This window comes from Lysobacter sp. Soil_N_23, from assembly GCF_057656135.1.
On sequence record NZ_JBDGKY010000009.1, the window covers coordinates 43936 to 57198 of the forward strand.

Here is a 13263-nt window from a genome sequence, read left to right on the forward strand (position 1 = left end):
CAAGGCTGCGGTCCGCTACCGGCGCGGCACGCCCTCGAGCAGCCCGGCCAGCATCGCTCCCGTCACCGGCTTGCGCAGGAAACCATGGAAGCCCGCCGCGGTCGCCTGCGGCTCGGCATCGGCATCGGCGCGCGCGGTGATCGCCAGCAACGGACGACTGAAGCCCTGCGCGCGCAAGTGTTCGGCCAGGGCCAGGCCATCCATGCCGGGCAGGTCCAGGTCGAGCAGTGCCGCGTCGAACGACGCCGTCGCCGCTTCGGTCAGTGCCGACAGGCCATGCGCGGCATGGGTGACACGATGCCCCTGTGCGCGCAGCAGGCCGATGATGACTTCGGCAACGGTCGGGTCGTCCTCCACCAGCAGCAGTGTCAGCGGGCCGCCGCGCGAGGCAAGCAACGCGTCGCCGCCGTCGTGCGCGGTGGGCACAGGTGCTTCGGGCAGCGGCAGGTCGACGATGAAACGCGCACCCTCGCCCGGGCTGCTTTCGACACGGATGCCACCGCCCATCGCCTCGGCCAGTTCCTGGCAGATCGCCAGGCCCAGGCCGCTGCCGCCATAGCGCGCGGCGGTGCGTGCGCCCTCGGCCTGCTCGAAGCGTCGGAACAGGCGCGCCAGTTGTTCCTCGCTGATGCCCGGGCCGGTGTCGGCCACTTCGAAGCGAACGCCGTGCGGCGACAACGCGAACACGCGCAGCGATACCGAGCCCTTGTCGGTGAACTTGATCGCGTTGCCCAGCAGGTTGAGCAGGATCTGGCAGACGCGGTTGGCGTCGCCGCGCAGTCCGGCCGGCGCGTCCGCGCCGAGGTCGACGTTGAACGCCAGCCCGCGCTGCTGCGCCAGTGGTGCCATCAGCGAGGCGGCCTCGTCGACGACGCCGTGCAGTGCGAAGGGCGCATCGGCGAGCTCGAGCCTGCCCGATTCGATCCGCGCCAGGTCCAGTGCGTCGTTGACCAGGCGCAGCAGGTGGCGTCCGGCGCGACGGATCGAGTCGACGTATCCGCGTTGGCGGCCATCGAGCGGTGTATCCAGCAGCAACTCGCTCATGCCCAGCACGCCGGTCATCGGTGTGCGCACCTCGTGGCCGAGCGTGGCCAGGAACTGGGTCTTGGCCAGCGATGCCTGTTTGGCCAGTTCTCGCTCCTGCTGCGCCAGTTGCCAGTCGTGCCGGCGCTTGAGGCGACGACGGTAGGCATCGGCCAGCCACCAGCCGAGCAGCACCGCCAGCCCCACGAAGCCGGCGATCGCCGCCCACGTCTGCCACCAGGGCGCGGCCACGGTGAATGCAATCGTCTGCGCCTTCGACCAGACGTTGTCGGCGGTGCGCGCGGCCACTTGCAGTTCGTACTGGCCAGGCTTGAGCTGCGAGAAGACGCGCTCGCCGACCGGTCCGACGTCGACCCAGTTGTTGTCGTAGCCGGCCAGGCGGAATCGATAAGCGTGGTTGCGGGCATCGTTGAACGACAGCAGGCGCGCGACGATGTGCAGGTCGCGGTCGTCGTGGCGGATCTCGAACGGCCGCGCCGGGAAGAACGTGATGCGCCGGTCGTTGCGGCGGGCATCGATGCTCTCGATCACCAGGTGCGGTGCCTGCGTGTTCGGCCGCACCGTGGTCGGGTCGAACAGCACCAGCCCCTCGGGGCTGCCGACCAGGATCTTGCCGTCGCGCGGGCTCGTCACCGGCGCGATGTCGAACTCCTGGCTGGGCAGGCCGTCGCGCACGCCATACACGCGCACCGCGCGCCGATCCGGATCGACACGGGTGAGGCCGCGCACACTCGACATCCAGACGATGCCGGCGGCATCCACGCTCAAGCCACCGGCAGCGACCAGCGGCAGGCCGTCGTCGGTGCCCATGCGCCATTGCCGCTGCAACGCGCCACCGGCCCAGCGATAGGCCTCCAGCTCGCCCAGTCGCGCCAGCCAGACCTGGCCGCGGGCATCGGCGGCGAAGCCGTGGACACGGTCGTGTCCGGCGCCCGGGATCGGCTCGAAACGATGCCTGCCCGAGTTCCAGCGCGACATGCCATTGCTGCCGGCCAGCCAGAGGGCACCGTCGGGCCCGAGCCTGGCCTGCTCGATGAAGACGTCACTGTCCAGGCCGATGTCGGCGCCGGGAACCAGCGATTCGCGGATGCGGCCGTCGGGCGAGCGCACCTGCATGAACCCGTCCTCGGTGATCAGCCAGATCATGCCGTCGCCGGTCTCCACCAGCTTGCTCTCGCCTGCCGGCGCCGGATCGATCTGGTCGTCCACGCTCCAGCGCCGCAGCCGGTGCGTGCCGGCATCGATGCGCGCCACGCCGCCGACGTAACTCACCCAGACCGCGCCGGATCGATCCTCCAGCACGTGCGAAAGGATGTAGCCGTCGCCGACATCGCGGACGACGTGGGTGACTGACCCGCTGTCGGGATCGAGACGGTCGAGCACGCCACCGCTGCCCACCAGCCACATCGCCCCGTCGGCGGAGGGAGCAATGCCACGGACGTGGGCGTTGGCGAGCGAAGTGGTGTCGTCGATCCGCCGCGACATGACCGCAAACTGGCGCCAGTTCGCCGCCAGGTACCACAGGCCATTGCTGCTGCTGGCGAACCACAGGCCGCCTTCGCGGTCCTGGTAGGCACCGACCCAGCCCGGGCGCACCAGTCCCTGCGCGGTGCCGCTGTAGAGCGGCACGACGCTCAGCTTGCCGTGCTCGTCGCGACCCAGCCCTTGCGGGACGTCGAACCAGTACATGCCGCTGCGGTCGCGCAGCAGCACATGCAGGATCGAATCCTTCATCCCCGCGTCCGCCCAGGGCGTCGCCGAAACACTGCCGTCGACACGGCGCACGCCGACGCCGCGCGGCGTTGCGAACCAGAGCGTGCCGTCGGATTCGGCGGTGATGCCGTTGACCAGCGGCGAACTCAGCGCGTTCGGCGGCAAGCGCTCGAAGTCGCGCCCCGTCCAGCGTGCGACGCCGCCCTTGGTGCCGGCCCACAGGCTGCCATCGGGTGCCACGGCCAACTGTCCGACTTCGGCATCGGGCAGGCTGCGCGGGTCGCCGCGCCGCGGCATGTAGCGCGTGACCTTGCCGTCGGCATCGAGGCGATGCAGGCCGCCGAAGGAGGTGCCGAACCAGATCGCGCCGTCAGGCGTGGAGGTCACCGCCCACACGGTGTCGCTGCCCATCTGCGGCGTGTTGCTGCGGTTGAAGTAGCGGAACTGCTTGCGGTCGGCGTCGAGCATCGCCAGCCCCGCCTGGCTGGTGCCGATCCAGACGCGGTTGCGCGCATCGACGTGGACGGCCCAGACGAAGTTGTCGCGCAGGCCGTGTTCGGCGCGCCAGATGCGGAAGCCGTTGCCGTCGTAACGCGCCAGCCCGTCGCTGGTGGCAATCCACAGGTAGCCGTTGTGGTCTTCGGTGATGCCGTTGATGCGGTTCGACGGCAGGCCATCGGCCACGGTGATCTGGCGCGGCCTCGGGGTCTCCGGAATGGCGGCCTTGGCAGGTACGAAGGTTGCGCACGCCAGCAACAACGCAAGCATCACTGTCGGGATTGCTGGTGTCCGCATTGCCCCTTTCCGGCTTCCTGTCCCCGCCGCTAGGCTGGGCGAAGCGCTGTTGCAGCGCAAGTCCGCCGCCCCGGTCCGGCGCCTGCAACGATCCGTTGCGGCCGTCCACCGACCCGTTCACCTGCCTGCGCCTAGAATCGCTGCCTTGGATTCGCCTTCCGGAACCGCCCGCCATGCGCCCCAGCCCGATGCCGAGGATCTGCCTGACTCGCGTGCTCAGCGTGCTCGTCATGCTTGGCCTTGCGCCGGTACTGGCAATGGCCGCGCCACCGCAGACCTGGTCGCTCGACCCGGTGCACACCCGCGTGATGTTCGCGGTCGAGCATGCAGGTTTCTCGCATGCGCTGGGCACGGTATCGGGCAGCACCGGCACGCTGGTGTTCGACCGCGACGACTGGAAGTCGGCGCGGCTCGACGTGCAGGTGCCGCTGCAGCGCCTGGACCTGGGAGATGCCAAGTGGAACAAGGCGGTGCTCGCCAGCAACCTGATCGACGCCGAGCATCATCCGCAGGCGCACTTCGTCTCCTCCAGCGTCGAGCCGGTCGATGCCGACCACGCCAAGGTGTGCGGTGAGCTGAGCCTGCGCGGCGTGACAAAGCCGCTGTGCATGGACGTGACCCTCAACGCGGTCAAGCGCCATCCGTTGCCGCCGTTCCACCGCACCGCCGGCTTCTCGGCCACGGCCACGCTCAGCCGCGCCGAATTCGGCATGACCGCCTGGAAGAACGTGATCGGTGATCGTGTCGATCTGCGCATCGAGGCCGAAGCCCTGCGCGAGCGCAGCGCGGGCGAGCCGGCCGACGAGGCCGCGCCGCCGACCGAAGATGCACCGCCGTCCGCCGAGCCGACGACCACGGAACCTGCCCTGCAGGAGCCTGTTCCGCAGGAACCGGCCACCCAGGAACCCCCTCCGGAAACGACCCCATGACCCTGAAGAACACCGCCGACCGCTGGGGCGCCATCAGCCAGTTGCTGCACTGGCTGATCGTGCTGTTGATCCTGGGTCTGGGCGTGATCGGCCTGGTGATGGTCGAACTGCCCAAGTCGCCGCGCTATTTCTGGGTCTACGACCTGCACAAGTCCTTCGGTATCACCGTGCTGGCGCTGATGGTGCTGCGCCTGGTCTGGCGCCTGTTCGCCGGTGCGCCGCAACCCGTGAGCGGAACACCGCACTGGCAGCATCGCATCGCCACCGTTACCCACGGCCTGCTGTATGCATTGACCTTCGCCGTGCCGCTGTCGGGCTGGGTTTACGACTCGGTCAGCGGCCTGCGTCCGATGCGCTGGTTTGGACTGTTCAAGATGCCCAAGATCGCCGCGCCCAGCCAGCAACTGCAGCCGCTGGTGCGTGACTGGCACGAGTGGCTGTTCTGGATCCTGATCGCGCTGGTGGCCGTGCACGCGGCCGCGGCGCTGTACCACCATCTGTTCCAGCGCGACGACACCTTGTCCCGGATGCTGCCGGGCCGGCGTCGCGCCTCCTCCCCCGTTCCGGAGATCCATTGATGTCGATCCATGCCATGTCGATCAGGCGCTTCACCCTGGCCACCGCGGCGGCCGCCGCATTGCTGGTGGCCGCGCCGTCGTTCGCCGCCGACTACCTGCAGGCCGCCGGCTCCTCCCTGACCTTCGCCAGCAAGTACGAAGGGGAAGTCTTCACGGGCCGATTCCCCGGCTTCGTCACCCACTTCAGCTTCGACCCGGCGCAGCTGGCCACCGCCAAGCTCGACGTGACCATCCCGCTGGCGTCGGCGACCACGGCCAACACCGATCGCGACGATGCGTTGAAGGGCAGCGACTTCTTTGCTTCCGGCAAGTTTCCGCAGGCGCGCTACACCGCGACCAAGTTCCGCAGCCTTGGCGGCAACCAGTACGCAGCCGACGGGGCACTGAGCCTGCGCGGCGTCAGCAAGCCGGTCACGCTGACCTTCACCTGGACCCCGGGCGCACAGCCGGTGCTCAACGGCAAGGCCACGGTCAAGCGCCTGGACTTCGGCGTGGGCAGCGGCGACTGGGCCGATACGGCGCTGATCCCGAACGAAGTGGCGATCAGCACCAAGGTGGTCTTCGCCCCCGCGAAGTAATCCCGCCCTGCGTAGGAGCGAGCTTGCTCGCGATCAGGCCTGACCGCCGCCGATACGCCTGATCGCGAGCAAGCTCGCTCCTACACCGGCGATTCCACGGCCAGGAAAGCCTGCAGCCGCCCGACGTCGAACGGCCAGTCCAGCTCGATGCCGCGGCCTTCGTCTCGCAGCACCGGCACGCGCACACCGTAGCGCTGCTCCAGGCCGTCGTCGCCATCGATGAACACGCTCTCGAATTCGGGCGCACGCGCCACCGCCAGCACTTCCAGCGCCAGATCGCACAGATGGCAGTCGTCGCGCTGGAACAGCGTCAACGCCGGTGCGGCGGCAGGGATCAGGTCATGCAGGGTCGAGTCGTGCAGGGAATGGGGCATGGGAAATCGCTCGCGGTTCCGGGCATCGGCATTCGGCAGGGTATGGCCGGGCCGACCTGCCGGGGCGCGTAGAATAGCCGGATTGTCAGTGCGCATCCCGCCGGAGTAGCCCCACGTGGCCGTCAGCAGTTTCGACTTGTTCAAGATCGGTATCGGTCCGAGTTCGTCCCATACCGTCGGCCCGATGCGCGCCGCCGCGCGCTTCGTGCAGCGCTGGCTGGTCGAAGGCGGCAATGGCGACGCCGGCAACGACCTGCAGCGCACCGCCCGTATTCGCGCCGAAGTGTTCGGTTCGCTTGCCCTGACCGGCCGCGGCCATGGCACCGACAAGGCAGTGCTGATGGGCCTGGAAGGCCACCTGCCCAACCAGATCGACCCGGACATCATCGCGCCCGCACTGGAGCGGATTCGCGCCAGCAAGCGCATCAACCTGCACGGACAGCACGAGATCGGCTTCGACGAGAAGCACGACCTCATCATGAACAAGCGCCAGAAGCTGCCGTTCCACACCAACGGCATGCGCTTCACCGCCTTCGATGCCGACGGCAACGTGATCGCCACGCGCGATTACTACTCCGTCGGTGGCGGCTTCGTGGTCAACCAGGACGAGGCGGCCGAGGATCGCATCGTCGCCGACGAGACCGAACAGCCCTACCCGTTCCGCTCCGGTGACGAACTGCTTTCGCGGGCCCGCGAAAGCGGCCTGAGCATCGCCCAGATGATGTACGCGAACGAAAAGGTCTGGCGCACGGCCGAAGAGATCGATGCCGGCCTCGACGAGATCTGGGAGGCGATGCAGGCCTGTGTCGGCCGCGGCATCCGCGCCCACGGCACGCTGCCCGGCGGTCTGCATGTGTCGCGCCGCGCGCCGACCCTGCATGCCGAACTCACCTCGCGCCCGGAAGCGGCCATGCGCGATCCGCTGACCACGCTCGACTGGGTCAACCTGTACGCCTTGGCGGTCAACGAAGAGAACGCAGCCGGTGGCCGCGTCGTCACCGCGCCGACCAATGGCGCGGCCGGCATCATTCCGTCGGTGCTGCATTACTACGATCGTTTCTGCCCGGGCGCGAACATCCAGGGCGTGCGCACGTTCCTGCTGACCGCCGCCGCGGTCGGCATCCTCTACAAGGAAAACGCCAGCATCTCCGGCGCCGAAGTCGGTTGCCAGGGCGAAGTCGGCGTGGCCTGCTCGATGGCGGCCGCCGGCCTCACCGCCGCCATTGGCGGCAGTTCCAGCCAGATCGAGAACGCCGCCGAGATCGGCATGGAGCACAACCTCGGCCTGACCTGCGACCCGATCGGCGGCCTGGTGCAGATCCCGTGCATCGAGCGCAACGCAATGGGCGCGGTCAAGGCGATCAATGCCAGCCGCATGGCGATGCGCGGAGATGGCAAGCACAAGGTCAGCCTCGACAAGGTCATCAAAACCATGCGCGACACCGGTCGTGACATGCAGGACAAGTACAAGGAAACCTCGCGCGGCGGCCTTGCGGTCAACGTGATCGAGTGCTGACCAGAGGGTAGCCAACCCTCACGCGCCGCCGACACGGCGCTCCCGCCACTGTGGTTACCATCCGCCACAGGCCAGCCGGAGCGCTACCCATGCCAGCCCGCGTCAGTCGTCGCGACTTCCTCAAATGCAGCGTGGTCGCGGGCATCAGCGTGTACATCGCCGCACCTGGCAGTGCCGCGCTGGCGGCGCTGTTCGAGAAGGAGCGGATCCGGCCGCTGCCTTGGGATCCGGGCACCGGCAAGATCCGCTACCGCACCGATGCCACCGCCAAGGTCACCGGCGAAAAAGTCTTCAGCTTCGACATGCGCGGCCGCGACCTGCCCGGCTGGCCGGACCAGCAGGCACACGCGATGCTGCTGCGCGTCACCCGTGCCGACCGCGTCTATGCCGGCTTCGATCTGTCGATCCTCGGCGATGCGCTGCGCCCCGACCGCATCGTCACCGCTGCCAAGCTGCAACGCGACGACGTGCAGTTCCCGCCGTTCTACGGCGAGGACATGCTGCTGCCAGAAGGCAAGACGCCGGCCTACCTGGGCCACGCCGTGGCGTTGCTGATCTGGCACGACTTCCCGCGATTTCGCGCCGCCAAGAACGCGCTCAAGTTCCGCGACGACATCATCCGCTACGGCGCCGTCACCGGCCCGCTTGAACGCGACCCCTGGGCCGCGTTCCGCTACGTGCGCGTCGGTGGTTCGACGGCATTCGACGACGATGCCTATTCGAGCCTCAAGGACACGCCGCTGTTTCCGACCGCCTACAGCAAGAAACGGCCGCGGTGGCCGCAGGCCAATCCGCGAGGCGGACTGGACGCACAGGGCGCAGCGCACGCCACCGCGATCGCCGCGGCCCTGGACGCACCCGGCGCAGACCAGCTGGTGCTGGAGCGGGAATATTTCTCCCAGTCGATCGACACCGCCGCGCTCGAGCTCGACAACGGCAACGCCTGGTTCGATGCCGCCAGCGCGACGCTGCATCTGGTGGTCGCCACCCAGTCGCCACAGGAGATCGCAGCCGACGGTCCGCGCATGCTCGCCGCGAGCGGGCTTGGCGTGAAGAACCTGGTGCTGCATCCCTGCTACACCGTCGGTTACGGCTCCAAGGACCATAACCCGTTCCCGTTCTACGCACTGATGGCCGGGCTGTACGGCGATGGCCGACCAGTGCGCCTGGCCAACGACCGCTACGAGCAGTTCCAGGCCAGTCTGAAGCGGCACAGCTTCCGCATCCGCTATCGCATCGCGGTCGACCGAAAGACCGGAAAGTTCGGCATCTTCCAGGGCGACATGGTCGGCGATGGCGGCGGCCGCCAGAACTTCTCGCCGTCGGTGTGCCTGGTCGCGGCGACGGCCGCGCAATCGATCTACTACTTCCCGCGCAGCGACCTGGCCAGCACCGTGATCGCGTCGCGCGCACTCGATGCGGGATCGGCGCGGGGCTACGGCACGCTGCAGAGCATGGGCGCGACCGAGATGCTGGTCGACGAGGTGGCGGCCGAACTCGGGCTCGACCCGATCGAGCTGCGCCAGCGCAACGTGTTCACCTCCGGCATGAAGAACACCCAGGGCGCCATCCCCGGTGGCGCACAGCGCGCCGACGAAGTACTGGCCCGCTGCCGCGCGCACCCGCTATGGCGCGATCGCGACAAGCGCAAGCGCGAGTACGAAGGCGCGCATCCTGGCAAGCATTACGGCGTCGGCTTTGGCTGCGTGCAGAAGGATTTCGGCACCGGTGCCGAGGCCGCGTTCGTCGAGGTCGCGCTGGCGCCAGATGGCCGCCTGCTGCTGCGCCACGTCGGCGTCGACATGGGCACCGGCATGGCCACCAGCCAGTCCGCGTTGTGCATCCCGTGGCTCGGCAAGCCCGCCGACGACGTGCGCACCGGTGAGACCGTCTGGCCGGAACTGCCGATGATCGCCACCGGCGACCCATGGTTGATGCAGCAGTCCGAGCAGGACCGCAACGTCGGCAATCCACGCTGGACACCGAATCTGGTCAGTCCCAGCAGCGCCAGCAACTCGGCCTACTTCTTCGGCCACGCCACGCGCGAAGCGGCACGGCTGCTGTTCACACAGGGACTGTGGCCGGCGGCGAAGGCGATATGGGCGGAGGGATTCGGCGGCGGCCAGCTGGCGCCGCTGTCGGTGCGGCGCGAGGACGCGCAATGGGTCGATGGCCGGCTCACCGCCGGCGGACTGGTCGGGCTGCCATTGCGGAACATCGTCGCCAAGGCTTACGAGCTGGGCCTGGCCACCGGTGCGATCGTGCACACGTTCAATCGCTGGCAGTGGGCGGAGGCGGAATTCCCGCTCGACGGCGAAGACGCGCGACTGCCGTTGGACGCGATCGCACTGCGCTGGGGCGCGGACGGCAGCAGCGGCAAGGGAACCCCGACCGCCAATGGCTACCGCATGATCGAGCGCACCCGCGCGCACTACCCGCCGACCCAACGCAACAACGCCGGCGTCGTCTACTACAGCGCCATCGCCACGATCGCGGAGGTGTCGGTGGACACCGCCAGCGGCAAGGTCGAGCTGCTCAACCACCACTCCGTGCTCGAGTGCGGCAACCCGATCGTGCCGGAACTGGTATCCGGGCAACTCCAGGGCGGCCTGGCAATGGGCATCGGCCACACCCTGCACGAGTACCTGCCGTTGTACGAAGACGGCCCCGGTAACGGCACGTGGAACTTCAACCGCTACACCCTGCCGCGCGCGGGCGACGTCGCGGTGTGGAAGCAGACCGGCGAGGTGCTGCCAGCCCTGTCGGCCAGCGATCCACCCAAGGGGATGGCCGAGGTGGTGATGATCGCGGTGGTGCCGGCGATCGTGAACGCCATCGCCCACGCCACCGGCCTGCGCTTTCGCGAGCTGCCGGTGACCGCCGAGAAGGTCCGCACCGCGTTGAGCACGGGACGCGTGCAGGAGCAGACGGCATGAGCACCCTTCCCGCCCGGCTCCGGCCGCTGTCGCTGCAGATCAATGGCGTCAGCCACGGTCCGATCGACGTGCCCGAGGACATGATGCTGGTCGACGTCCTGCACGAATACCTGGGACTGACCGGCACGCGCCTGGGCTGCGGCCAGGGGGTGTGCCGCGCATGCACGGTGATCGTCGACGACGAGCGCGGTCCGCGCGAAGTGCGCAGCTGCATCACCGGGGCACACTATTTCGAAGGCAAGCGCATCCGCACCGTCGAAGGCCATGCCAGGCGCGATGACGCGGGCACGATCGTCGAGCTGTCGCCGGTGCAGCAGGCCTTCCTCGACCACTTCAGTTTCCAATGCGGCTATTGCACGCCCGGCTTCGTCAATGCCGCCACCGTGCTGCTGGAACGTCTGCGCAAGGCGCCGATCAACCAGGACCAGGTCGAGGACACCATCAGCGAGGCGTTAAACCCGCACCTGTGCCGCTGCACCGGCTACGTGCGCTACTACCAGGCGGTGAAGGCGGTGGTGCTGGCGACGCCGGGACTGGTGAATGTTGGCGAAGAGCGCGGTGGCAAGGAGCGCGGCAACAAGGAGCGCGCGCCATGACCCGCGTCGGCTGGAGGCGCATCGTCACCTGGCTGGTACTGATCCTCGTGGTGGTGCTGCTGATCGGCTGGATCTCGCGCTGGTGGTCCAACCGCGGCCCGTTGCAGAAGGTCCAGGCCACTCCCGCGCAGATCGAACGCGGCCGCTACCTGGCCGACGCCGCCGACTGCGCCGGCTGCCACACCGCCGACGGCGGTGCGCCGCTGGCCGGCGGACTGCCCTTGCATACGCCATTCGGCACCATCCATGGCACCAACATCACGCCCGATGCCGAGCATGGCATCGGCCGTTACACCGCCGACGATTTCCACCATGCCCTGACCCGTGGCGAAGCGCGCGACGGTCACCAGTTGTATCCGGCCATGCCCTACGTGTCGTACCGCACGATCACGCGCGCCGACAGCGATGCGATCTACGCCTTCGTGATGAACCAGCCGGCGATGAACGTGCCCAACCGCAGGAACGGCGTGCACTTCCCCGCCAACGTCCGCACCGCGATACACGGCTGGAACCTGCTGTTCGCCCGGCCCGAGGTCCGCTCCGCCTCGAAGGGTGACAGTGCCGACTGGAAGCGTGGGCGCTACCTGGTGGAGACCCTGGGTCATTGCGGCGAATGCCACAGCCCGCGCGGCAGTCTCGGACAGATCGACCGCGACCGGCCGCTCGCCGGCAGCAGCAAACTCGGCCGCTTCGCCGCGCCCGACATCACGCCCCAGGGCCTGGCCGCACGCGGCTGGGATGCGGCGTCGTTGCAGCAGTACCTGGCGATCGGCGTCAGCGCACAGGCGGTGGCATCGGACGAGATGCTGCGCGTGGTGAGCCTGTCGACCAGTCGCCTGCGCCGCGACGACGTGCATGCGATCGCGGTGTACCTGCTCGGCGACGCTCCGCTGCCGCCGAAGGTGGTTGCTGCTGCCGCGACGGCCACGGGTCCGGGGCATCGCCACTACCTGGATCTGTGCTCCGGCTGCCACGGCCGCGATGGCGAAGGCGTACCCAACGTCGCCGTGAGCCTGCAAAGCAACACCGCCGTGCACGACAGCAATCCGCACAACCTGATCGTCGCGATCCTCGACGGCTTGCCGGAGCACGACTTCCCCGGTCTTGCCCGCATGCAGGACATGCCCGGCTTCGCCGACGACCTCGACGATGCGCAGGTCGCTGCGCTCGCCACCTGGCTGCGACAACGGCACGGCGGGCAAGCGAAGGCGGTCGATGCCGCAGCGGTTGCCGACCTGAGGCAACCGTGAATCAAGTCGAATGTTGTCGCGAGCGTAGCGGGGGACCTGTTTTTTTGCCGCGGAAAACAGATCCCTCGCTGCGCTCAGGATGACAAACAAGACTTGATCAGCGTTGCCTTAACTGCGGCCGACAAGGCGCCGCCGCGGGACCGTCTTGGCGCCCTTTGTCTCGCCGCTCACGACCTTGGCAGCCTTGATGACCTGCGTTCTTCCACCCTTGCGCGGTCGAGGCGCCTTGGCAGTTGGGACCTTTGCGCCCACGACCTCGGTGACAGGCGCCGCACTGCTGATGGCTTCGTGCACCACGTCCGGGCGAATGGCGGCGATCCTGATCAGCGCCCGCGCCGCACCCGAGGGCTGGCGGCGCTTTTGCTCCCAATCCTGCAGCGTGCGCTTGGAAACGCCCAGCACGGCCGCGAACTGGGCTTGGGACAAGCCCAGCCGCTGGCGCGCCTCCTGGGCGATCGACACCGGGACCATGTGCACCTGACCGACGTCGCCGGCCTTCACGCGGCGCACTGCGTCGAGCAGTTCGGCGCCGATGTCGCGCTTCGCGTCTCGCGCCAGCAGCTCTTTCTCATTCATCGGCATGGCCGAATTCCTCCGCAATCTGTCAGTCCTTGGAGAACAGCGGAATGACGGTCAATAGCTGCACGGCGAAACTATACGGCGCTGCCGTATACGCCGCAAGCACCCGCTTCGCCCATGCGTACGCGCTTCCGCGGAGAAGGGAAAGGTCACTCGTGTCCCGCCGAAGTGTCCCGCGGCCTGTCGATTGTCTACAGGACAATTGTTAAGTCGCGACGCTCATCAGGGTTCCAGCACAGGTCAAACGCAGCCGTTCATCGCCTTGCCTTGCGCCGTGACGAAAACTGAGTACATGGACACATATTCGCCTGACCTGAGCTGACAACGTTGTCACCAGACGCACGGCCCCACGGCCGTCGACCTTCCCGGAGGCCA

10 protein-coding genes are annotated in these 13263 nt (G+C 68.2%); 7 read left to right on the forward strand and 3 right to left on the reverse strand.

The features are described 5' to 3' along the window. Positions 1-15: 15 nt before the first annotated feature. Positions 16-3552 carry a sensor histidine kinase gene (locus AC3A3X_RS08735; RefSeq protein ID WP_487582637.1) on the reverse strand — a complete coding sequence of 1179 codons (3537 nt, stop codon included), beginning with the start codon at positions 3550-3552 and terminating at the stop codon, positions 16-18. A 230-nt stretch (positions 3553-3782) separates the two neighbouring features. On the opposite strand from AC3A3X_RS08735, the gene AC3A3X_RS08740 reads away from it, so the two are divergent. Genes AC3A3X_RS08740 through AC3A3X_RS08750 form a run of 3 tightly spaced genes read left to right on the forward strand, consistent with a single transcriptional unit; the run spans position 3783 to position 5637 of the window. After that, positions 3783-4481, forward strand: a complete 699-nt coding sequence (locus AC3A3X_RS08740; RefSeq protein ID WP_487582715.1) for a YceI family protein — start codon at positions 3783-3785, stop codon at positions 4479-4481. Further along, on the forward strand, positions 4478-5059 hold the full coding sequence (locus AC3A3X_RS08745; protein WP_487582638.1) for a cytochrome b: 582 nt from the start codon (positions 4478-4480) through the stop codon (positions 5057-5059). Before AC3A3X_RS08740 ends, AC3A3X_RS08745 begins: the two co-directional genes overlap by 4 nt. A 14-nt stretch (positions 5060-5073) precedes the next feature. Beyond that, complete coding sequence (locus AC3A3X_RS08750; RefSeq protein ID WP_487582716.1) at positions 5074-5637, forward strand: YceI family protein; 564 nt, start codon at positions 5074-5076, stop codon at positions 5635-5637. A gap of 80 nt (positions 5638-5717) precedes the next feature. Here the strand turns inward: AC3A3X_RS08750 and AC3A3X_RS08755 are convergent, their stop codons facing one another. Further along, positions 5718-6011, reverse strand: coding sequence for a glutaredoxin family protein (locus AC3A3X_RS08755; protein WP_487582639.1), 294 nt, complete (start codon positions 6009-6011; stop codon positions 5718-5720). A gap of 115 nt (positions 6012-6126) precedes the next feature. Between AC3A3X_RS08755 and AC3A3X_RS08760 the strand changes: the two genes are divergently transcribed. The 4 genes from AC3A3X_RS08760 to AC3A3X_RS08775 all read left to right on the forward strand — a co-directional run bounded on the left by AC3A3X_RS08760 (position 6127) and on the right by AC3A3X_RS08775 (position 12309). Next, positions 6127-7527 carry an L-serine ammonia-lyase gene (locus AC3A3X_RS08760; RefSeq protein WP_487582640.1) on the forward strand — a complete coding sequence of 467 codons (1401 nt, stop codon included), beginning with the start codon at positions 6127-6129 and terminating at the stop codon, positions 7525-7527. 89 nt (positions 7528-7616) lie between these two features. Beyond that, a complete protein-coding gene (locus AC3A3X_RS08765; RefSeq protein WP_487582641.1) occupies positions 7617-10463 on the forward strand; it encodes a xanthine dehydrogenase family protein molybdopterin-binding subunit in 2847 nt (948 codons plus the stop codon). Next, positions 10460-11059 carry a (2Fe-2S)-binding protein gene (locus tag AC3A3X_RS08770; RefSeq protein ID WP_487582642.1) on the forward strand — a complete coding sequence of 200 codons (600 nt, stop codon included), beginning with the start codon at positions 10460-10462 and terminating at the stop codon, positions 11057-11059. The genes AC3A3X_RS08765 and AC3A3X_RS08770 overlap by 4 nt, the downstream gene beginning before the upstream one ends. Then, entirely contained in the window at positions 11056-12309 is a 1254-nt protein-coding gene (locus tag AC3A3X_RS08775) for a c-type cytochrome (RefSeq protein WP_487582643.1), read from the forward strand. Before AC3A3X_RS08770 ends, AC3A3X_RS08775 begins: the two co-directional genes overlap by 4 nt. A gap of 108 nt (positions 12310-12417) precedes the next feature. On the opposite strand, the gene AC3A3X_RS08780 is transcribed toward AC3A3X_RS08775, so the two are convergent. Beyond that, positions 12418-12891 carry a helix-turn-helix domain-containing protein gene (locus AC3A3X_RS08780; RefSeq protein WP_487582644.1) on the reverse strand — a complete coding sequence of 158 codons (474 nt, stop codon included), beginning with the start codon at positions 12889-12891 and terminating at the stop codon, positions 12418-12420. Between the last annotated feature and the right edge of the window lie 372 nt (positions 12892-13263).